The sequence below is a fragment of the Cyanobium sp. Cruz-8D1 genome (genome assembly GCF_024345975.1).
Taxonomy (GTDB): domain Bacteria; phylum Cyanobacteriota; class Cyanobacteriia; order PCC-6307; family Cyanobiaceae; genus Cyanobium.
Genome location: NZ_JAGQCD010000023.1, coordinates 14,954 through 33,601, shown reverse-complemented (window position 1 = coordinate 33,601; position 18,648 = coordinate 14,954). Strand labels below are relative to the sequence as shown.

Genomic DNA, 18,648 nt, shown 5'->3' with positions numbered 1-18,648 from the left:
TCTCCACCGCCATGCTTCCTCCCGACACCAGCGCCGTCCAACTCAGCCCCGATGAGGTGGTGCGCTTCTCCCGCCACCTGATCCTGCCGGAGATCGGCATGGAGGGGCAGAAGCGGCTCAAGGCGGCCTCGGTGCTGTGTGTCGGCACCGGCGGCCTCGGTTCGCCCTTGCTGCTCTATCTGGCCGCCGCCGGCGTGGGCCGGCTCGGCATCGTCGATTTCGATGTGGTGGATCACAGCAACCTGCAGCGCCAGGTGATCCATGGCACCAGCTGGGTGGGCAAGCCCAAGATCGAATCGGCCAAAGCCCGGATCCATGAGATCAATCCCCACTGCCAGGTGGATCTCTACGAAACAGCCCTCACCAGCGAGAACGCCCTCGCGATCATCGCCGGCTACGACATCGTCTGCGATGGCACCGACAACTTCCCCACCCGCTACCTGGTCAACGACGCCTGCGTGCTGCTGGGCAAGCCCAACGTCTACGGCTCCATCTTCCGCTTCGAGGGCCAGGCCACGGTCTTCAACTTCGAGGGCGGCCCCAACTACCGGGATCTCTTCCCCGAACCGCCTCCGCCGGGGATGGTGCCCTCCTGCGCCGAAGGGGGTGTGGTGGGGGTGCTGCCCGGAATCATCGGCGTGATCCAGGCCACCGAAACGGTCAAGCTGATCACCGGCATCGGCACCAGCCTCAGCGGCCGGCTGCTGCTGTTCGATGCCCTCAAGATGAGCTTCCGGGAGCTGAAGCTGCGCCCCAATCCGGAGCGTCCCGTGATCGAGGCGCTGATCGACTATCAGGAGTTCTGCGGCGTGGGCGGCTCGGCCCCCGGCCAGGAGGAGGCGGGCAGCGTGCCCACCATCAGCGTGATCGAACTCAAGACACTCCTCGATGGCCCGGACGACGACCTGCTCCTGCTCGACGTCCGCAATCCTCCGGAGACCGAGATCGCGGTGATCCCCGGCGCGGTGCTGGTTCCCCTCGATCGCATCGAGAGTGGCGATGCGATTGAGGAGGTGCGCCGCCTGGCGAACGGCAAGCGGCTCTATGTCCATTGCAAGCTGGGCGGCCGTTCCGCCAAGGCCCTGATCGCCCTCGGCCGCCACGGCATCGAGGGGGTGAACGTGCAGGGTGGCATCGACGCCTGGAGCCAGGAGGTGGATCCTGACGTCCCGCGCTACTGAGCCCCCCACCCCGGCCAGGCGGCGCTGGCTGGAGCGGCGGCGTCAGGAAGCCCGGCGCCTGATCGCCCTCGAGAAGCGCTTCCTGCCGCTGCTGCTCTCGGCCCTGCTGCCGATCCTGGTGATGCCGTTCACGGCCACGCGGGCCTGGCCGGCCAACCTTCTCCTGGCCCTGGTCTTCAATCTGCTGATCCTGCAGTCGATTCTCACCCTGCCGGTGATCGCCGGGGTGACCTATGCCCGGCTGCGACAGGAGATCTTCCGCTGGGTCGGGATGGTGGGCGGCCTGGGGCTCTGGGTGCCGGTGCTCACCGGCACCTGGCCCGGCGGTCTGTTCCGTGCCGTGGAGATGGTGCTGCTGAGCCTCTTCTTCCTGGCCACCTCGATGCGGCTGGTGCGCCTGCTGGCCCGGGTGCCCCGGGTCAATGGGCAGGTGATGGCCGGTGCGGCGGCGGGCTATCTGCACCTGGGCCTCACCGGCGGGGTGCTCGCCACCGCCACCCAGGTGCTCGTGCCCGGCAGCTTCAGCCTCGGGGCTGCCGCCAGCCACCAGTTGCTGCTCGACCGGCTCACCTACTTCAGCTTCGTCACCATCGCCGGCGTCGGTTATGGCGACGTGCTGCCGGCCAATGCGGTGGGGGAGCGCTTCGTGATCCTCCTCAGCATCGCCAGCACCCTGTATGTGGCCCTGCTGGTGGGCCTGCTGCTGGGGCGGTTCATCGCCTCGGAGGAGGTGGAGATGCTCGAGGAGGACGAACTGGAGCTCGATCAGGTCGATGGATCCGGGCAGCCCTGATCGGCAGCCCCCTGATCGCCAGGTTCAGTAGTCGACGCCGCGTTTGAGATCCACGCCCCGCTCGGCGTAGTGCTTGTGGCACACCATCTCGGAGTGGACGCTGGCCAGATCGAAGTAGGCCGGCCGGCTCTTGCAGCGCCCCGTGATGATCACTTCGGTTTCGGTGGGCTTGCGCAGCAGGGTCTGGACGATCGGCTCCACCGGCAGCAGTTCCAGATCCACCGTGGGGTTGAGTTCGTCGAGGATCACTGTCTTGTAGAGGCCGCTGGCGATCGCGGCCCGGGCGATCTCCCAGGCCCGTTCCGCCTCCACGTAGTCGATCGGCTGCTGCTGGCCGCGCCAGACGATGGCGTCGCGGCCCGAGCGCAGGTGATCCACCAGATGGGGGTAGCTCTCCCGCAGGGCGGCGATCGCCGCGTCCTCGGTGTAGCCCGCCCCGCCCTTGAGCCACTGCAGGATCAGCACCCGGTGACTCTTGTCCTGGCTGATGCCGCGGCCGATGGCCTGCAGGCCCTTGCCCAAAGCACTGGTGGATTTGCCTTTGCCCTCTCCGGTGTAGATCTCCAGGCCTTCCAGCCCCTGCTGGGGCCCGCTGTGGGCCCGCATCTCCGAGTGCAGATCGGCCAGCTGTACCAGCGGCCTGGGGGCGCCCCGGCCGGTGCAGATCATTTCCATGCCCGCCGGCTTGGTGGCCAGGGTGCGCACCACCTCCTCGGTGTCGAGCAGGCCCAGGTCGAGCACGGGGTTGAGTTCGTCGAGCACCACCACCGAATAGAGGTTGCTGGCGATCGCCCCCTTGGCGATGTCCCAGCCCCGCTGGGCCTCCTGGTGGTCGAAGCGGGTGGCCTCCGCGGCGCCGAAGTAATCCCCCCGGCCAGTGCGCACCTGGTCGATCAGGTGGGGAAAGCCCTGCTGCAGGGCCTCGATGGCGCTGTCCTCGTCGTAGGCGCGGCCGGGACCCTTGAGAAACCGCAGCAGCAGCACCCGGGTGCGCTTCTGCTCGCAGATGCCGAGCCCGATGGTGCGCAGCACCACCCCCAGGGCCGCCTGGCTCTTGCCCTTGCCTTCCCCGTCGTACACGTGCAGCTGGCCGTGGGCGCGCTCCTCGCTGCCGGCGGCGGTGCGGATGCCGATGCCCCGCCCGGTGCCGCGCTGGGGGGTCTGGGTGCTGCGGGCGGCGGGGGTCATGGGTGGGTGGTTCTGATCCGGATGCTACCCAGCCTTGCCAGGATCTACGCCATGCCCATCTCCGGCCGCCTCCACCTGCTCGAAGCCCTGCCCGGCCCCCTGGAGCGGGGCCTGGAGGCGCTCTGCCGACAGCTCGACGGCTTTGCCCAGGTGGTGGTGGCCTACTCCGGCGGTGTCGACAGCGCCCTGGTGGCCGCCCTGGCCGGCGACCGGCTGGGGGAGCGGGCCCTGGCGATCACCGGCGTTTCACCGGCCCTGGCCCCCCATCTGCGCCGGGAGGCCAGCGACCAGGCCCGCTGGCTGGGCCTGCGCCATTTGGAGCTGGCCACCGCGGAGCTGGCCGACCCCACCTACACCAGCAATCCGGAGGAGCGTTGCTACGCCTGCAAGCGGGAGCTGCATCGCCTGCTGGCCCCGATCGCCGCCGCCGCCGAGGGGGCCCAGGTGCTGGACGGGGTCAACCTCGACGACCTGGGCGATCACCGGCCCGGCATCCGTGCTGCCCGGGAATTCGGTGTGCGCTCGCCCCTGGCCGAGGTCGGCATCGACAAAGCGGGGGTGCGTCAGCTCTCCCGTGCCCTGGGCCTGCCCTGGTGGGACAAGCCCGCCCAGCCCTGCCTGGCCTCCCGTTTCCCCTACGGCGAGCCGATCAACGCCCCACGGTTGGCCCGGGTGGCGGCGGCCGAGGACTGGTTGCGCCAGCGCGGCTTTCCCGAACTGCGGGTCCGCAGCCAGGGGGAGACGGCGCGCATTGAATTCCCCGCCGCCGGTTTACCGGCGGCGCTGGGGTGTCTGGCCCAGGGTGAACTACGCCCCCAGCTGGTGGAGGCCTTCAGGGACTTGGGCTTCATCGCCGTGGCCCTGGATCTGGAGGGGCTGGTGAGCGGCAAGCTGAACCGCTCCCTGGGGGGGGGGCGGGACTGACCGACACCCCCCCCCAGGTTGTGCCCTGCCCCGCGCTCAGGCGCTGGCCAGGAGGGGTTCCCTCTGGCTGTCGATCAGGGCCTCGGGTGTTTCGCGGCGGAAGCTGGTGAGCTTGTGCCGGCGGGAGCCCAGCTCCTCCCACAGGACCTGACAGGCCCTCTCGGGCATGGTGTGGTCACCGCAGGTGAACACATCCACGGCCGCATAGCCCGATTCGGGCCAGGTGTGGATGGAGATGTGGGACTCCGCCAGCAACGCCAGGCCCGTGACGCCCTGGGGTTCGAAGCGGTGGGTGATCAGGTTGAGCAGGGTGGCACCAGCCCGTTTGGCTGCTGTCGTGATGGTGTCCCTGAGGAAAGCTTCGTCGTCGAGCCTTGCGCAATCGCAGTCGTAGAGCTCGAGGATGCAGTGTTTCCCTACCGCGTCGGTGGTGTCGCCTGGAGAGGAGACGGGTTGTGCAATGGCGTGGATGGGGGAGGCGGCGGGCTTCCATCCCGGGTTGGGATGCAGGCTGGAAAGGGTTTGGTTCATCGAATCCGATCAAACAGGTCTCACCATACGCGGCAGGAGCGCGGATCAGTGGTTCGCCAGGTCGCCTGCGGCGACAGGGAGATCGGGCCTCAGGCCACCAGGGCGCCGCTGCGCAGTTCCACCACCTGGCTCTGGGCCCGCCAGCCGCTGCTGAAGGCCTCCAGATGGGTGGCACTCACCAGGCACTGGTGGCCGTCCCCCACCGCCTCCAGCAGCAGCTGCTGGCGAGACGGGTCAAGCTCGGCCAGCACATCGTCGAGCAGCAGCAGCGGCGGCTGACCCACCACCTGGCCCACCAGGTCCAGCTCCCCCAGCTTCAGGGCCAGCACCAGGGTGCGCTGCTGGCCGGCGGAGCCATAGCGCCGTGCGGCCTGGCCGCCGATCAGCAGCGCCACCTCGTCCCGGTGCGGACCCACCTGGCACTGGCCCAGCCGTTCCTCCTCGGGACGCTGCTGACGCAGTTGTCCCGCCAGGGCCTGGCGCCAGGGTCCCTCCTCGTCGCTGGCCTCCGCTAACAGGGTGCCGCTGATGTAGTCGAGCTGGAGCGGTTCGGCGGCCCCGCCGATGCGCTGCTGCCAGGCCACCGCCAGGGGCTCCAGGCGCCGCAGGGCCCGCTGGCGCCGGCGGTGCAGGCGGGCGCCAACCAGGGCCATCTGCTCATCAAAGGCGTCCAGCAGCTCCTGCCGCTGGCCGGCCGCCAGGCCCCGGCGCAGCAGCTGGCTGCGCTGCCGCAGCAGCCGCCCGTAGCGGCTCAGCAGGGCGCCGTAGACGGGTTCGAGCTGCAGCACCACCCGGTCCAGCCACTGGCGCCGCAGGGCGGGCTCCCCCCGCACCAGGTCCAGGTCGAGGGCACTGAAGCCGACACAGCGCAGGGGGCCGATCAGGTCAAGCTGCCGCTCCAGCCGTTTGCCGTTGCGGAACGCCTGGCGACCGCCGCTGCGGCGCAGCTCCAGCTGCAGGCTGTCCGCCTCGTCGGTGAGGGCGCCCAGCCGGCACCACGGGTGGCCATGGCCGATCAGATCCCGGTCAACGCTGCAGCGGTGCGAGCGCAGGCTGGTCAGCAGTTCCACCCCTTCCAGCAGGTTCGACTTGCCCTGGCCATTGCTGCCGGTCACGAGCAGGCGGGGCGCCTCCAGCGTCAGCTGCAGGCCGTCGATGTTGCGGAAATGCCGGAGGTCCAGGCGGTGCAGCCGGATGGTTCTGGGGCGGTCAGCCGCTAAGGTACCGCCATCGGAGGGAAAGGTCCTGTGGACTCCAACCGCCGTGGCAGGGCATGTAGCTCAGTTGGATAGAGCGTCAGATTCCGGTTCTGAATGTCGGGGGTTCGAGTCCCTCCATGCTCGTCAGCCCCGTCCCTTTTGTTCGTCATGCTTCGGCGTGGTTCCGAAGGTCCAGGCCCATGGCCCGGATGCCACCGGGATCCACCACGAACCCCGCCCGGGCGAGGGCGTTGAGGGCCTCGGGTGGGGCTGACAGGGAGATGCTGCAGCCGCTCAGTTCCCGCCGCAGGCGGGCCAGGGCGGCCTGCACCAGGGTCCCGATCACCTCATTCCGGCAGGGATCGGCCGGATCGGCCACCAGGTCCCAGAGATTGGCGTTGAGGGCCTGATCGCTGGTGGCCCGCACGAAGCCCACCAGCCGGCCGCCCGGGTCGAGGACCACCAGGTGCCAGGCGCTGCGCGCCAGCACCCGCTCCCAGCGGTCGCTGCTGCGGGGGGCGTCGCCGCAGGCCTCCAACAGGCGGTTGAGGCCGGCCGGTTCGGGGTTGTGCTGCTGCAGCAGGGTGTAACCCTCCCGCAGGCGTGGGGTCGAAGGCTGGCTGCGGAAGGGGATCAACAGAGAGTTCAGGGAATCAGCCCGTGTTGCGCATGCCTGCGGCGATGCCGTTGATGGTAAGCAGGGCGCCGCGCAGCAGTTCGCTGCGGCTGTAGGTGCGGCCGTCGCCAGAGCCGCCCGGCCCGTCGCTCGGCCCCTCGCTCATCGGCGGTTGCCGTTTCTGCTCCCGCAGCCGGCGCAGCAGCGCCACCTGCAGATAGCCCAGGGGAATGATCGTGCGGTTGCGCAGGTCGACCGACAGCTGCAGGGCCGGGTCGCCGTCGAGGAGCCGGCTGTGGTTGCTGATGCGCAGCACCAGGGAATGGGTGAGCGCGAACTCGCTGGCGATCGACGCGAAGATCTGCTCGAACACCTCCTTGTTCTGGGGACGCCCCAGGGAGGTGACGTAATGGCCGGCCAGCTCCAGGTCGACCTTGGAAAGGGTCATCTCCACCTTGGAGATCAGCATGCGGAAGAACGGCCAGCGCTGATAGAGCAGCTGCAGCAGCTCCATCTGCTCCCCATCGGCATCGAGTTCGGCCTGCAGGGCCGTGCCCACCCCGTACCAGCTGGGCAGCAGGAAGCGGCTCTGGGTCCAGCCGAACACCCACGGGATGGCCCGCAGGCTGGAGAGATCCTTGGCACCGCTCTTGCGCCGTGCCGGCCGGCTGGAGATCTGCAGCTTGCTGATCTCCTCGATCGGTGTCACCTGCTGGAAGAAGGCCACCAGGTCGGGGTTGTCGTGCACCAGGGCCCGATAGTGGTCGCGGGAGCGGGCCGCGAGCCGCTCCATCAGCACGTTCCAGGTGGGGGTGTCGTCCACCGGGGTGCTGACCATGCTGTTCTGGAGCACGGCGGTGGTGACCGTCTCAAGGTTGTAGAGGGCCAGTTCGGGCAGGGAATACTTGGAGGCCAGCACCTCCCCCTGCTCGGTGATCTTGATGCGTCCCTTGAGGGTGCCACTGGGCTGGGCCAGGATCGCCTGGTAGGCGGGACCGCCACCCCGGCCCACCGAGCCGCCGCGGCCGTGGAAGATGCGCAGGGCGACGTCGTGGGCATCGGCGAGCGACTGCAACGCGATCTGGGCCCGGTGGATCTCCCAATTGCTGGAGAGGAAGCCGGAATCCTTGTTGCTGTCGGAGTAGCCCAGCATCACCTCCTGCAGGGGCTGCTCGCCATCACTTGTACTGATCAGCAGCTGGCGGTAGAAGGGATCGGCGAACAGGCGACCCATCACGGCCGGGGCCCCCTGCAGGTCTTCCACTGTTTCGAACAGCGGGATCACCAGCAGGGCCGATTTCTGGGCCATCGGATCCACCAGCCCCGCCTCCTTGGCCAGCAGCACCACCTCCAGCAGGTCGGAGACCGTGTGACTCATGGAGATCACGTAGGTGCGGCAGATGCGGCGGCCGAATTCCTGCTGCAGTCGCTGCAGCATCCGGAACACGGCGAAGGTCTCGGCCGTGGGGGCGCTCCAGCGGGCCGCCGGCGGCAACAGGGGGCGGCGGGTCTTGAGCTCGTTCAGCAGCCACTCCACCCGCTGCTCCTCGTCCATCTCCCCGTAGGGCACCGGCAGCAGCAGGTAGCGGCTGAGTTCGTCGATGGCGTCGCTGTGGCGGGTGCTCTCCTGGCGGATGTCGAGGCTGGCCAGGGAGAAGGCGAAGATGTGCACCTGGCTGAGCAGGTCCTGCAGGGCTTCGCAACTCAGACCCGTGGCATCGAGGCTCTCCTTGATCAGCTCCAGGTCGGTGCGGAATTCCTCCACCGAGGCGTAATGCAGCTCCTGGGGAGGGGCCGGCTCCATCAGGCTGGTGAGCCCGGCTTCATGGCCAGAGGAGCCGTCGCAGGGGGATTCCCAGCCCGCGTCCGCCTGCTGTTGGTTGCGCTGCTGGGTGAGCCGCAGCCGCTCAAGGGTGTAGCTCAGCTTCAGCCGGTAGGGCTCGAGCCGGTAGCGGGCGGCCCGTTCCTCATAGATCTCCGGGAAGCGCAGCCGGTCCATTTCCAGGGATTCCAGCAGGGCGGCGCTCACCTGGCTCCATTGCATCGAGATGCTGAGCTGGTCGCGCAGGATCGACACCGCCTGGATGTAGCGGGCCAGCATCAGCTGCCGCTGGAAGCAGGCCGTGCGCCAGGTCACATCCGGCGTCACCGAGGGGTTGCCGTCCCGGTCGGAGCCCACCCAGGAGCCGAAGGTGCAGAAGGCGTCCCGGGGGGGCTGCACGTCGGGGTAGCTGGCCGCCAGGGCGGCGCGGATGCGCTGACGCAGCTGGGGCAGAGCATCGAAGAGCACCTGCTGGAAGTAGTGCAGGGCGTAGTCCACCTCGTCGATCACCGACGGCTTGAACTGGTGCAGCTCATCGGTGCGCCACCACAGCCGGATCTCCTCCTCCAGCTGCTGGCGCAGCCGGTCGTTGTCGTCCGGATTGCCCTGGCCGTTCACCTGCAGCTTCTGGATCAGGGCCGCCACCCGCCGCTGCTTGTGCCGCACGGTGTGGCGCACGATCTCGGTGGGGTGGGCGGTGAAGACCAGCCGGATGTCGAGCTCCCGCAGCAGGTTCTCGAGCTGGCCCGGTGGCACGTTCAGGGCCCGCAGGCGCTCGAACAACTGGCGGAAGGTGGCCGGATCGCTCTGGCTGGCCAGGGCAGGCAGGAAGGGGTCATTGCTGGCCGGGGCGGGGGCCCGTTTGATGCTTTCGAGGTAGCTGTCTTCCTCGATGTGCTGCTCGAGGATGTTGACGAGCTGGAAATAGAGGGAAAAGGCCCGGGCCGCGGCGATGCCCTCGGCCAGATCCATCGCCTTGATCAGCGCCACGATGCCGTCGGTGTCGACGGCGGAGCAGGCCTCCGGATCAAGACCCGGTGCCACCGGGCCGCTCAGTTCCTTGAGCCGCAGCAGGCGATCCACCTGCTCGGGCGGGCATTCGCTGCGCAGCACTGTCTGCCAGAGATCCTCCACCAGTTCGAGCCGTTCGCTGAGCAGCCGGATCACCCCGGGGGAGGCCTCGGCCGGAACGACCGAAGGCTCGGTCAGGTGGAGCCGCATGGGGGCGGTGGGAGCGGGGGTGCTGTTCATGATCCTCCTGGAACCTGGGCGGCTTCTGTCGCGAGCCATGCGTCCAGGGCCTTCTCCCGTGTCTCGAGAGCCACGGCGTCGCTGCCGATGATGGCACCGATGCTTTCGCCGCGCCGTTCACGGGCGAGCCAACGCATCGCCTGGTTGCCCGTGGCGAGCAGCTCGTGCAGCGGGGCCAGCCAGCGCTCCAGCCCCAGCTCAGCCGCCAGCGCAGCCATGGTGTCCAGTTCGGCGGCGATCCAGGCGCGGGCTCCAACCGTCTCTCCGGTGCGCCAGTGCAGCAGCTCGGCCTTGAGGCTGGAGCGGGCCGCTGCTTGGTCGTTGGCATCGGCGATGGCTTCGAGTTCGCCTGCGGCGAGCTGGCTGGCGGCCAGGGGATCCTGGCCAAGGGGATCCCGCAGCAGCTGCTGCAGGCGCAGTTCGGTGAAGGCGGTGACCGCCAGCAGCAGCAGGGGGTCGTCGATCAGGTCGCAGATGCGGATCTCCAGGCGGTTGAGGCCATGGGGCCGGTCGTCACCATTGGGGCGCACTGAGGTCCACAGGTGGCGCACGTTGCGCATCGCCCCGGCGGCCAGCTGCTCCTCCATCCAGTGGATGTAGTGGCCGTGGTCACGGAACAGGGGCACCTGGGGCGGGGTGATCGGAAACTGCAGCCAACGCTGGGAGTGGGCCCCGGTGGCCACCCCATCGAGGAAGGGGGAGCTGGCGCTGAGGGCCAGCAGCAGGGACGCCTCGCAGCGCAGCAGCCGCAGGCCGGCGAACAGGGCGTCCATGTCCGTCAGGCCCAGGTTGATGTGGACACTGGCGGTCACGACCCGGGTGCCGTAGGTGGCCTCGATGTAGGCGTGATAAGCGTTATCGGGGTCGGAGCGCTCGAAGCGGCGGCTGTCCCCCAGGCTCAGGGTGCTGCCCGGCAGCAGGGTGAGCTGGCGGGGCTGGAGCCAGCGACGCAGGCGACGGCGCGGTTCGAGCAGCAGCTCCAGCTGGGTGGGGTAGGAGGCCTCAGGGGGAGTGACGTATTCCAGGTTGCGCTGGTCCGGTTCGGTCATGAAGCCCGCCAGCGCGGCGGCCGCTTCGGCCGAGCAACCCACCACCGTCCCATCGGCCCGGCCGGTGTACATCTCCACTTCAAAGCCTTTGAGCAGCAGGGGAGTGCTCATGGGGTGGCGTCCGCCGCGTCAGCCCCGGCCGGCTCCAGGCAGGCCAGGGCCTTGAGCATCCCGCGGGCCTTGTTGCGGGTTTCCTGATACTCCGCCTCCGGCCGGGAATCGGCCACGATCCCTGCCCCGGCCTGCACCTGCACCCGCCAGCCGCCGTCGGGGTGGGGCCGCACCACCATGGTGCGGATCGTGATCGCCGTGTTCAGCGCCCCGGCCAGATCCACGGCCCCGTAGACCCCCGAATAGGGCCCACGGGCGTCCGGTTCGAGGGCATGGATCAGCTGCATGGCGCGGATCTTGGGAGCTCCGCTCACGGTGCCGGCCGGGAAGGACGCCATCAGCAGATCCCAGATGTCGTGATCCTCGGTCAGCAGCCCCTCCACCTCGCTGACGATGTGCATCACGTGGGAGTACTTCTCGATCACCATCAGCTCGGTGACCCGCACCGTGCCCGCCTGGCAGACCCGGCCCAGGTCGTTGCGGCCCAGGTCGACCAGCATCACGTGCTCGGCCCGTTCCTTCGGATCGGCCAGCAGCTCCTCGGCCAGGGCCGCATCCCGCCGGGCATCCTCGCCGCGGGGGCGGGTGCCGGCAATGGGCCGCAAGGAGGCCTTCACCCCTTCGGCGCAGGGCTCGGCCTTCACCATCACCTCGGGGCTGGAGCCGATCAGATGCCAGTCGCCGAAGTTGAAGAACGCCATGTAGGGCGAGGGATTCACCATCCGCAGGCTGCGGTAAAGCTCAAAGGGGTCGTGGCTCACCCGGGTTTCCAGCCGCTGGCTCAGCACCAGCTGGAACACGTCGCCGGCGGCGATGTGCTCGGCGGCGGTCGCCACGGCGGCTTCAAAGTCGGCCTGGCTGCGGTTGCTGCTGGTAGCCAGCTCGGCGCCGCTGGCCTCGTGCCAGGCCAGGGGTTTCACATGGCCTGGCAGGGGGGCGTGCATGCGGGCTTCAAGGGCCGCGATGCGCGCCGCCGCCCGGTCGTAGGCCTCGCCGGGATCGGCTCCTGTCGAGAGATCCACGTAGGCCACCGCCGTGATCTGGCGCTTCACCTGGTCGAACACCAGCAGGCTGTCGGCCAGCATCCAGCAGCCGTCGGGTGGGGCCCCTTCGGCGGCACCGTGCACCGGCACACTGGGCTCGATCCACTGGATCAGCTCGTAGCCCCAGAAGCCGAACAGCTGGGCCACTTTCGGCAGGCCCTCCACCGGTCCGGGGCGCAGCGGCGCCAGGGCGTCGCGCAGCAGGGTGAAGGGATTGCCCTGAAGCTGTTCGCTGCGGCCATCCCGCCAGCACCTCTCGCCCCGGTCGCCGCGGCAGGTGAGGGTCCAGAGCGGGTCGCTGACGACGAAACTCCAGCGGCCCAGCTGCTCGCCCCCTTCCACCGATTCCAGCAGCACGCCATGGCTGCTTCCCGCCCCCACCTTCAGCCAGGTGGTCAGGGGGGTCTCCAGGTCAGCGGGCCAGCGCTTCCAGACGGGCAGAAGATTGACGGCCAAGTCAGCACCTGCTTCCGCACCGGCGATCCGGTCGAGGAAGGCGCTGCGATCAGAACCGGGCATCACGGCGACAGGCAGGCAAAAAAAACGGGGCTCTCGGCCCCGCCGTTATAGGTGCTGGCCGGGTAGGGCTCAGGCTTCGTAGGTTTCCTTGCCGCTGAACTTGAGGCTGGCGGGGTTGGGGTTGGCGCCGATGCTGCGGGGGGTGTGGCCCACCATGGCGCGCCCTTCGTTGACCTTCTCGGGGAAGACGCCGTCCTTGGGATGCAGGAATTCGGTGTCGCCACCGGGGTAGATCCGGTAGATCTTGTAATCCTCGATCCGGGGCTTGAACTTGGTGCGCAGCTGGGTGCCGAGGGCCAGGCACTGCTCCTTGCGGGCGAAGTACATGAGGTTGTCGCCTTCGTGCATCTCCGCGGCGCCGCCGGTGGGGAGTTCGAACGCCTGGGCCTTGGTGCTGCTCCAGGTGATGGCGTACTTCTCCTCGGTTTCGGCCGAGTTCAGCAAGCCACCGGTGCTGCCGATGGACTTCGGAAGTTGACCGTGGAGGGCCGTATCAGGCATGACTTGCAGACCGTTTCAGGCGGAAACTAGCACCGTGTTTTTCGCCTTCCCGGCGCCCCCGGCGGACTCTTCACACCCGTCAACAAACCCGGCCTGGCGCCTCAGCCGCTGTGCTCGGCGGCCGGGAAGAACACGGTCAGGTTGCTGCCGCCCCGCTCGGTGAGCCGGCCCCCGAGGCGGTGGAAGAGCCGCTGGGTGGCCTGGCGGCTGAGTTGCAGGCTGCCGGTCTGCGGATTCCAGCTCAGCACCGGCCCCACCGGCATCGGCACGGCGGCCGCCAGCCCATCGGCCTCGCGGCTCTCGGGGTCGTCGCTGCTGAGCTGCAGTTTCAGCCGCGACCCCGCCGGCAGCAGCCGCAGCCGCACCTCGCTGCCGCTGGGCAGGCTGCGGCTGAACCGGTCCATCAGTCCGCCGAGCATGGTCTCCAGCCGGCTGGGGTCGCTCATCACCGGCGGCAGGTCGGCGGCGATCTCGAGCACCAGCTTGAGCTCCCGCCGACCCAGCTGGCGTTGCCAGAACGCCTCCAGCTGATACAGGAGCCGGCTCAGGTCCGTGCGGGCCAGTTCGCTGTCGCTCAGGGGCTGGCCACTGCCGGGCTGACGCTGCAGTTCCGCTGCCAGAAAGATGAGGCCGAAGCGGTCGATCTGTTCGCTGCACTCTCCGTCGATCTGCTCCAGCCGCTGGCGCACCACCGCCGGCAGGTCGGTGCGGCGCAGCAGGGAGCGGATCAGGGTGCGGATCGTGGCCAGCGGGGTGCGCACTTCATGGGTGAGGGCCTCGAGCAAGGCCAGTTCGCTGCTCACCGCATCGCTGCCCTCGCTGCGTTTCTCACCGTGCACCAGCGGCTGCAAGGTGACGCTGGGGGCCATGGCGGCCAGCCGCTGGGCCAGCAGCGGCCAGAAGCGGGTGCCCAGATCGGGCGCGTTGCGGAGCGGGCCCAGCAGCTGCAGCCGGCGGCGCAGGCCCAGGCCCTCGGCCGGATCGTCCTGGGCCAGGCGGCGATCGAGCAGCTCCAGGGCGGCCGACAGGATCGAGGCCTCGAAGTGCACCACCAGTCGGCGCGCCTGCGGGGGACCATCGAGGGCCAGGGCCACCTGCAGCACCGGCGTGATCACCACCAGCAGCGGATCGGTGCCGTCGTCCTCGCGCAGGCTGAGGCGACGGAAGCCCCCTGGCCGTCCGGCCGTTCCCCGGGGGGCGCTTCCCTGGGGGGGCGTGCCTGGTTCCCCCGGCAGGGTGGGCAGGCCGGGCAGCAACGGCAGCCCCGATGGCATCAGGTTGCCCACCTCCGCGGGTGTCCAGACCCAGCCGTCCAGCCATTCCAGCAGGGAGGGTTCATAAAGGGCCGGCAGAGGGGCCGCCAGCCAGACGCCCGGCTGGGGTGGGGCCGCCCCGAGCAGATCGGCCTGGACGGTGGCCAGGGCCGCCCACCACTGGCGACGCACGCTGTCTTCGTCCCCTCGCCCCGCCGGTACGCCGTCCGCCAACAGTGCACGTAGTTCCCCGAGGCTCACCACCATCGCCGCAGGCTGCGGCTGCGCCTCGCCACGGAGGCGCAGAGCCCGAGGCTGATGCAGTTGACGAGCATGGCCGAACGGCCGTAGCTCAGGAAGGGGAGGGGAATGCCGGTGATGGGTCCGAGGCCGATGGTCATGTTGACGTTCACCACCACCTGGAACATCAGCATGGCGCCGATCCCCACCACCACGAGGGATTCGTAGTCACTGGCGGCACGACCGGCGATCTGCAGCAGGCGCCAGATCAGCACCACGAAGCCCATCACCACCAGCATCGAGCCGATGAACCCGGTTTCCTCCCCCAGGGCACTGAAGATGAAATCGGTGTGCTGTTCGGGAATGAAGCGCAGCTTGGTGAGCGAGCCGTTCATCAGGCCGGTGCCCCAGAGCTGGCCGGAGCCGATCCCCACGGTGCTCTGCAGCAGGTGGTAGCCGCCGCCGAGGGGATCCTGGGCCGGATCGAGGAACAGGGTGAGCCGGTCCCTCTGGTGGGGCCGCAGCCCGTGCTCCCACAGCCAGGGCGTCCCCACGGCGAACAGTCCCTGGACGGCCAGCACCAGCGCCAGTCCGATCGCCTTCCAGGGCAGGGAGCGCCAGGCCACCCAGCCCATCAGGGGGATCCAGCCCAGCAGCAGCCAGGGCACGGTCCCGGCCATGATCGCCGTGAACAGGGGTGAGAGCAGCAGCAGCAGCCAGGTGGCGGGCATGCCCGACCAGAACAGCATCACCAGCAGCACCGCACCGAAGACCAGTGACGTGCCCAGATCGGGCTGCACGAACACCAGCAACCAGGGCACGCTGATCATGCCCACCGGCCGCAGCAGATCGATCGGCCGCTCCACCGGGTACTTCGAGAGAACACCCGCCAGCAGCAGGATGGCGGCCACCTTGGCGAATTCCGACGGCTGCACGTAGAAGCCGCCGATGTTGATCCAGCTCTGGGCCCCGAGGGCGCTGACCCCGATGATCCGCACCGCGATCAGGCTCGCCACCATCAGGACGTAGATCGGCCACTGGAACCGGGCGATGCGCTCCAGGGGCACCCGGGACAGCAGCACGGCCAGCACCAGGCCCACCGCCGCGGAGATCCAGTGCTGGTACCAGTCGGTGGTGGCCTGCTGGCGCTGGGTGCTGGCGATCAGGATCCCCGCCAGCAGGGTGAGGGCGATCGGAATCCCCCACAGAATCGGATCGAAGCCGAGGCCACGCCGCTTCGCCCCCTTGGCGGCGAACCCACCGCGCCGGGGGCTGAGAACCGCCATCGTTTCAGGCGAGGGCCGGGCTGAGGGCGCAGCTGGCGCTCAGCCGCTCGGCGAGCTCGGTGAAGGCGCGGCCACTGACGGAGGTTGGTGCCGAGAGCACCACGGGCCGGCCCCGCTCCCCGCCCTCAAGCACGGGCATCTCCATCGGCAGCTGGGCCAGCAGGGGCACACCCGCCTCATCGGCCAGCAACTGGCCACCGCCACTGCCGAAGAGCGCGTAGCGGCGATCGGGCAGATCGGGGGGGATGAAGGCGGTCATGTTTTCCACCACTCCCAGCACCGACACTCCCATCTGCAGGAACATCGCCAGGCCGCGGCGGGCATCCTGCAGCGACACCTGCTGGGGCGTGGTGACGATCACCACGCCGGCCATGGGTACGGCCTGGGCAAGGGTGAGCTGGGCGTCGCCGGTGCCGGGTGGCAGGTCCACCACCAGAACGTCGCGCTCGCCCCAGTTCACCTGATAGAGGAACTGGCGGATGATTCCGTTCAGCATCGGTCCGCGCCAGACCACCGGCTGGTTCTCCTGGATCAGCAGGCCCATGGACACCATGACGAGGCCGCAGCTCTCGATCGGCTCCAGCACCTGCTCATTGCCGCTGCCCGACACCTGGGGGCTGCGGTCGGCCACGCCGAGCATGGTGGGGGCATTGGGGCCGTAGATGTCGGCATCGAGCAGGCCCACCCGCAGGCCCGAGGCGGCCAGGGCACAGGCCAGGTTCACGGCCACGGTGCTCTTGCCCACGCCACCTTTGCCGCTGCTGACGGCGATCACCTGGCGCACGCCGGGGATGCCCTGCCGTTCCGGCAGCTGGCCCCCACCGGGGCCGTGGCCGGCGGCGCCGATCGGCCCCGACGAGGGGGAGGCGGCGGGTTGGGCCAGTTCGATCTGCACCTCGTTGATCCCCTCCACGGCCAGCAGGGCGCTGCGGGCCTCGGCGGCGATGCGCTCCCGCTGGCTGGCGGCGAAGCCCGGCAGGGCGAGGCGAAACACCGCCCGGCTGCCCTGGTGACGCAGGTCGGTGATCCAGCCGAGCTCCACCAGGCTGCGGCCGCTGCCGGCATCGCGGAGCGGCTGCAGGGCCTTCAAGAGGGTGTCGGCGCTGGCCATTCGTCGACGTTACGGGCTTTCCAGACCGGGATCCTAAGGGCCGTGCCCCGGGGGGGGGAGGGGGCGGCTCAGGCACCCCCATGGCGGCCGACCGGAACTTCCGCAGCCCATGACAGAGGCTCTCGAACCCTTGTGAGACCCCCCGGCGGGCTGAAAAGGTGTGCGGATGTTCCGCGTCCGACGCGCTGCCGTTCCATGGAGATGCCACCTGCCGATTCCCGCAGCCGCGCCAAGGCCCTGCTGATGGGCCTGCAGGATTCCATCTGTGCCGGCCTGGCCAGCCTCGATGGTGAAGCCGGCTTTGAGGAACAGAGCTGGGAGCGGCCGGAGGGCGGCGGTGGCCGCTCCCGGGTGATGAAGGACGGCCGGGTGTTCGAGCAGGGCGGGGTCAATTTCTCCGAGGTGGAGGGCGAGCGCTTGCCTCCTTCGATCCTGTCCCAGCGCCCCGAAGCGGAGGGCCACCGCTGGTTCGCCACCGGGACCTCCATGGTGCTGCACCCGCGCAGTCCCTTCCTGCCCACGGTGCACCTCAACTACCGCTATTTCGAGGCCGGGCCGGTGTGGTGGTTCGGCGGTGGCGCCGACCTCACCCCCTACTACCCCTTCCTGGAGGATGCCCGTCACTTTCATCGCACCCTCAAGGGGGCCTGCGATGGGGTGGATCCGGCCTACTACAAGGTGTTCAAGCCCTGGTGTGATGACTACTTCTTCCTGAAGCACCGGGGTGAGACCCGGGGGGTGGGCGGGATCTTTTACGACTACCAGGACCCCGGCGGGGTCCTCTACAAGGGCGGCGATGGCGAGGGTCCGGCGGCGGCGGCCAGCACGGCCATCGGGCCCCTGCACCAGGACTGGGAGCAGCTGTTTGCCCTGGCCTCGGCCTGCGGCAACGCCTTCTTGCCGAGCTATGTGCCGATCGTGGAGCGCCGCCAGGGGCTGCCCTGGGGCGAGGTGGAGCGCCAGTTCCAGCTCTACCGCCGGGGCCGCTACGTGGAGTTCAACCTGGTGTTCGACCGCGGCACGATCTTCGGCCTGCAGACCAACGGCCGCACCGAGTCGATCCTGATGTCGCTGCCGCCCCTGGTGCGCTGGGAGTACGGCTACATGCCAGAGGCCGGCAGCCGGGAGGCCCTGCTCACCGACCTGTTCACTCGTCCCCAGAACTGGCTTGAAGACCCGTCCCTGGAGGAGCGCTGCCGACCCCACCAGGCGGTGGGCTGAGCGGCAGGGCGGTGGTGGGGCTGCGGCCCAGGCCGTTCTCCAGGGCCGTCACGATCCGGCTGGCGATGGCCATCACCGTGTCGGCACGGCTGGCGGGGTTGCGCAAGGAGCGCTCCAGACTGCCTTCCAGTTTGCCCACCTCCAGCAGGGCAATGCCGCGCCTGGGTCCCCCCAGGCCGCCACGAAAGGCCATGGGAAAGCCACCGAAGGCCTCGGCGAGGCTCTCGTCGAGACGGCCGAAGGGCCGATGCAGCGGCGGGATCAGCCCCGATCCGACGCCGGTGGGGCCCCAGGCATCGAAGTGGATCTCCAGGGCGTAGCCGCCGCTGGCGGCGTGCTGGCGGCCCACACTCCAGTTGGTGCGGGGATCGTCGCCGTCGCTGATGCTGCGGAAGGGGGGGCGGTAGGTGCTGATGCGCAAGCCCCGCTGCTGGCCCAGGGCCACCACCGTCTCGGCGACGACCATGTTCCAGTACAGCTCATCGCTGATGCCCGGGTACATCGGCGCCGCCCCAGCGGCTACGGCGGCGCCAGGGGTTCCTGAGCCAGCCATGCCCTGGGAATCGGCATGGCCGGCCAGCACCAGGATGGGGGTGTCCGGATCGATGGGGCGGAGGCCGATCCAGTCCCGCGGCAGGGGGCTGCGGGGCCCGGTGATCGGATCGACGCTGGCCAGTGCTGGGGCGGGCCTTTGGCTCGGGCCACCCGTCAGCATGGGTTCGGCGCTGCGAGCAGGTGCCGCCAGGGGGCCGAGGCTGCCGATCAGAAGGGCTGGCCCCACCAGCCAGGCCGCGGGAAAGGGACGCATG

The 18,648-nt window shown here is 69.4% G+C and carries 16 protein-coding genes and 1 tRNA gene; 5 read left to right on the top strand and 12 right to left on the bottom strand.

Annotated elements, in window-relative coordinates:
- The first annotated feature begins 11 nt into the window (after nt 1–11).
- Nucleotides 12–1,181 carry a molybdopterin-synthase adenylyltransferase MoeB gene (gene moeB / locus KBZ33_RS13890; RefSeq protein WP_254952850.1) on the top strand — a complete coding sequence of 390 codons (1,170 nt, stop codon included), beginning with the start codon at nt 12–14 and terminating at the stop codon, nt 1,179–1,181.
- The gene (locus KBZ33_RS21620; protein ID WP_254952852.1) at nt 1,129–1,974 is read left to right on the top strand and encodes an ion channel; all 846 of its coding nucleotides are present in this window, start codon (nt 1,129–1,131) and stop codon (nt 1,972–1,974) included. The genes moeB and KBZ33_RS21620 overlap by 53 nt, the downstream gene beginning before the upstream one ends.
- Before the next feature lie 24 nt (nt 1,975–1,998).
- Here KBZ33_RS21620 and KBZ33_RS13880 read toward each other — a convergent pair whose 3' ends face one another.
- The gene (locus KBZ33_RS13880) at nt 1,999–3,162 is read right to left on the bottom strand and encodes a cob(I)yrinic acid a,c-diamide adenosyltransferase (RefSeq protein WP_254952853.1); all 1,164 of its coding nucleotides are present in this window, start codon (nt 3,160–3,162) and stop codon (nt 1,999–2,001) included.
- A 51-nt stretch (nt 3,163–3,213) separates the two neighbouring features.
- Between KBZ33_RS13880 and larE the strand changes: the two genes are divergently transcribed.
- Nucleotides 3,214–4,086, top strand: coding sequence for an ATP-dependent sacrificial sulfur transferase LarE (larE, locus tag KBZ33_RS13875; protein WP_254952854.1), 873 nt, complete (start codon nt 3,214–3,216; stop codon nt 4,084–4,086).
- Between the two features lie 36 nt (nt 4,087–4,122).
- Here larE and speD read toward each other — a convergent pair whose 3' ends face one another.
- Together speD and recF are read right to left on the bottom strand one after the other, a co-directional pair.
- Entirely contained in the window at nt 4,123–4,617 is a 495-nt protein-coding gene (speD, locus tag KBZ33_RS13870) for an adenosylmethionine decarboxylase (protein WP_254952856.1), read from the bottom strand.
- Nucleotides 4,618–4,706: 89 nt separating this feature from the next.
- Nucleotides 4,707–5,798 carry a DNA replication/repair protein RecF gene (gene recF, locus KBZ33_RS13865; RefSeq protein ID WP_254952947.1) on the bottom strand — a complete coding sequence of 364 codons (1,092 nt, stop codon included), beginning with the start codon at nt 5,796–5,798 and terminating at the stop codon, nt 4,707–4,709.
- Between the two features lie 88 nt (nt 5,799–5,886).
- Here recF and KBZ33_RS13860 point away from each other — a divergent pair.
- A tRNA-Arg gene (locus tag KBZ33_RS13860) sits at nt 5,887–5,960 on the top strand.
- Between the two features lie 22 nt (nt 5,961–5,982).
- Here the strand turns inward: KBZ33_RS13860 and KBZ33_RS13855 are convergent.
- The 8 genes from KBZ33_RS13855 to KBZ33_RS13820 all read right to left on the bottom strand — a co-directional run bounded on the left by KBZ33_RS13855 (nt 5,983) and on the right by KBZ33_RS13820 (nt 16,618).
- Nucleotides 5,983–6,453 carry a GNAT family N-acetyltransferase gene (locus KBZ33_RS13855; protein ID WP_254952857.1) on the bottom strand — a complete coding sequence of 157 codons (471 nt, stop codon included), beginning with the start codon at nt 6,451–6,453 and terminating at the stop codon, nt 5,983–5,985.
- A 16-nt stretch (nt 6,454–6,469) separates the two neighbouring features.
- On the bottom strand, nt 6,470–9,475 hold the full coding sequence (gene ppc, locus KBZ33_RS13850; RefSeq protein ID WP_254952859.1) for a phosphoenolpyruvate carboxylase: 3,006 nt from the start codon (nt 9,473–9,475) through the stop codon (nt 6,470–6,472).
- A 26-nt stretch (nt 9,476–9,501) separates the two neighbouring features.
- Nucleotides 9,502–10,665 carry a glutamate--cysteine ligase gene (gene gshA / locus KBZ33_RS13845; RefSeq protein ID WP_254952860.1) on the bottom strand — a complete coding sequence of 388 codons (1,164 nt, stop codon included), beginning with the start codon at nt 10,663–10,665 and terminating at the stop codon, nt 9,502–9,504.
- A complete protein-coding gene (locus KBZ33_RS13840) occupies nt 10,662–12,227 on the bottom strand; it encodes an anthranilate synthase component I family protein (protein ID WP_254952861.1) in 1,566 nt (521 codons plus the stop codon). The genes gshA and KBZ33_RS13840 overlap by 4 nt, the downstream gene beginning before the upstream one ends.
- A gap of 69 nt (nt 12,228–12,296) precedes the next feature.
- Nucleotides 12,297–12,728, bottom strand: a complete 432-nt coding sequence (locus KBZ33_RS13835; protein ID WP_254952863.1) for a photosystem I reaction center subunit II PsaD — start codon at nt 12,726–12,728, stop codon at nt 12,297–12,299.
- A gap of 101 nt (nt 12,729–12,829) precedes the next feature.
- Nucleotides 12,830–14,248, bottom strand: a complete 1,419-nt coding sequence (locus KBZ33_RS13830) for a sensor histidine kinase KdpD (RefSeq protein WP_254952864.1) — start codon at nt 14,246–14,248, stop codon at nt 12,830–12,832.
- The gene (rodA, locus tag KBZ33_RS13825) at nt 14,239–15,507 is read right to left on the bottom strand and encodes a rod shape-determining protein RodA (protein WP_254952865.1); all 1,269 of its coding nucleotides are present in this window, start codon (nt 15,505–15,507) and stop codon (nt 14,239–14,241) included. Before rodA ends, KBZ33_RS13830 begins: the two co-directional genes overlap by 10 nt.
- A 4-nt stretch (nt 15,508–15,511) precedes the next feature.
- A complete protein-coding gene (locus KBZ33_RS13820) occupies nt 15,512–16,618 on the bottom strand; it encodes an Mrp/NBP35 family ATP-binding protein (RefSeq protein WP_254952866.1) in 1,107 nt (368 codons plus the stop codon).
- Nucleotides 16,619–16,813: 195 nt separating this feature from the next.
- On the opposite strand from KBZ33_RS13820, the gene hemF reads away from it, so the two are divergent.
- On the top strand, nt 16,814–17,839 hold the full coding sequence (gene hemF, locus KBZ33_RS13815) for an oxygen-dependent coproporphyrinogen oxidase (RefSeq protein ID WP_254952867.1): 1,026 nt from the start codon (nt 16,814–16,816) through the stop codon (nt 17,837–17,839).
- On the opposite strand, the gene KBZ33_RS13810 is transcribed toward hemF, so the two are convergent.
- Entirely contained in the window at nt 17,766–18,647 is an 882-nt protein-coding gene (locus KBZ33_RS13810) for a dehydrogenase (protein ID WP_254952869.1), read from the bottom strand. The genes hemF and KBZ33_RS13810 overlap by 74 nt on opposite strands.
- Between the last annotated feature and the right edge of the window lies 1 nt (nt 18,648).

Coding starts and splice junctions, on each gene's coding strand:
- moeB (WP_254952850.1), top strand. CDS start 12: ATGCTTCCTCCCGACACCAGCGCCGTCCAACTCAGCCCCGATGAGGTG.
- KBZ33_RS13880 (WP_254952853.1), bottom strand. CDS start 3,162: ATGACCCCCGCCGCCCGCAGCACCCAGACCCCCCAGCGCGGCACCGGG.
- larE (WP_254952854.1), top strand. CDS start 3,214: ATGCCCATCTCCGGCCGCCTCCACCTGCTCGAAGCCCTGCCCGGCCCC.
- speD (WP_254952856.1), bottom strand. CDS start 4,617: ATGAACCAAACCCTTTCCAGCCTGCATCCCAACCCGGGATGGAAGCCC.
- ppc (WP_254952859.1), bottom strand. CDS start 9,475: ATGCGGCTCCACCTGACCGAGCCTTCGGTCGTTCCGGCCGAGGCCTCC.
- gshA (WP_254952860.1), bottom strand. CDS start 10,665: ATGAGCACTCCCCTGCTGCTCAAAGGCTTTGAAGTGGAGATGTACACC.
- KBZ33_RS13840 (WP_254952861.1), bottom strand. CDS start 12,227: ATGCCCGGTTCTGATCGCAGCGCCTTCCTCGACCGGATCGCCGGTGCG.
- KBZ33_RS13835 (WP_254952863.1), bottom strand. CDS start 12,728: ATGCCTGATACGGCCCTCCACGGTCAACTTCCGAAGTCCATCGGCAGC.
- KBZ33_RS13830 (WP_254952864.1), bottom strand. CDS start 14,248: ATGGTGGTGAGCCTCGGGGAACTACGTGCACTGTTGGCGGACGGCGTA.
- rodA (WP_254952865.1), bottom strand. CDS start 15,507: ATGGCGGTTCTCAGCCCCCGGCGCGGTGGGTTCGCCGCCAAGGGGGCG.
- KBZ33_RS13820 (WP_254952866.1), bottom strand. CDS start 16,618: ATGGCCAGCGCCGACACCCTCTTGAAGGCCCTGCAGCCGCTCCGCGAT.
- hemF (WP_254952867.1), top strand. CDS start 16,814: ATGGAGATGCCACCTGCCGATTCCCGCAGCCGCGCCAAGGCCCTGCTG.
- KBZ33_RS13810 (WP_254952869.1), bottom strand. CDS start 18,647: ATGCGTCCCTTTCCCGCGGCCTGGCTGGTGGGGCCAGCCCTTCTGATC.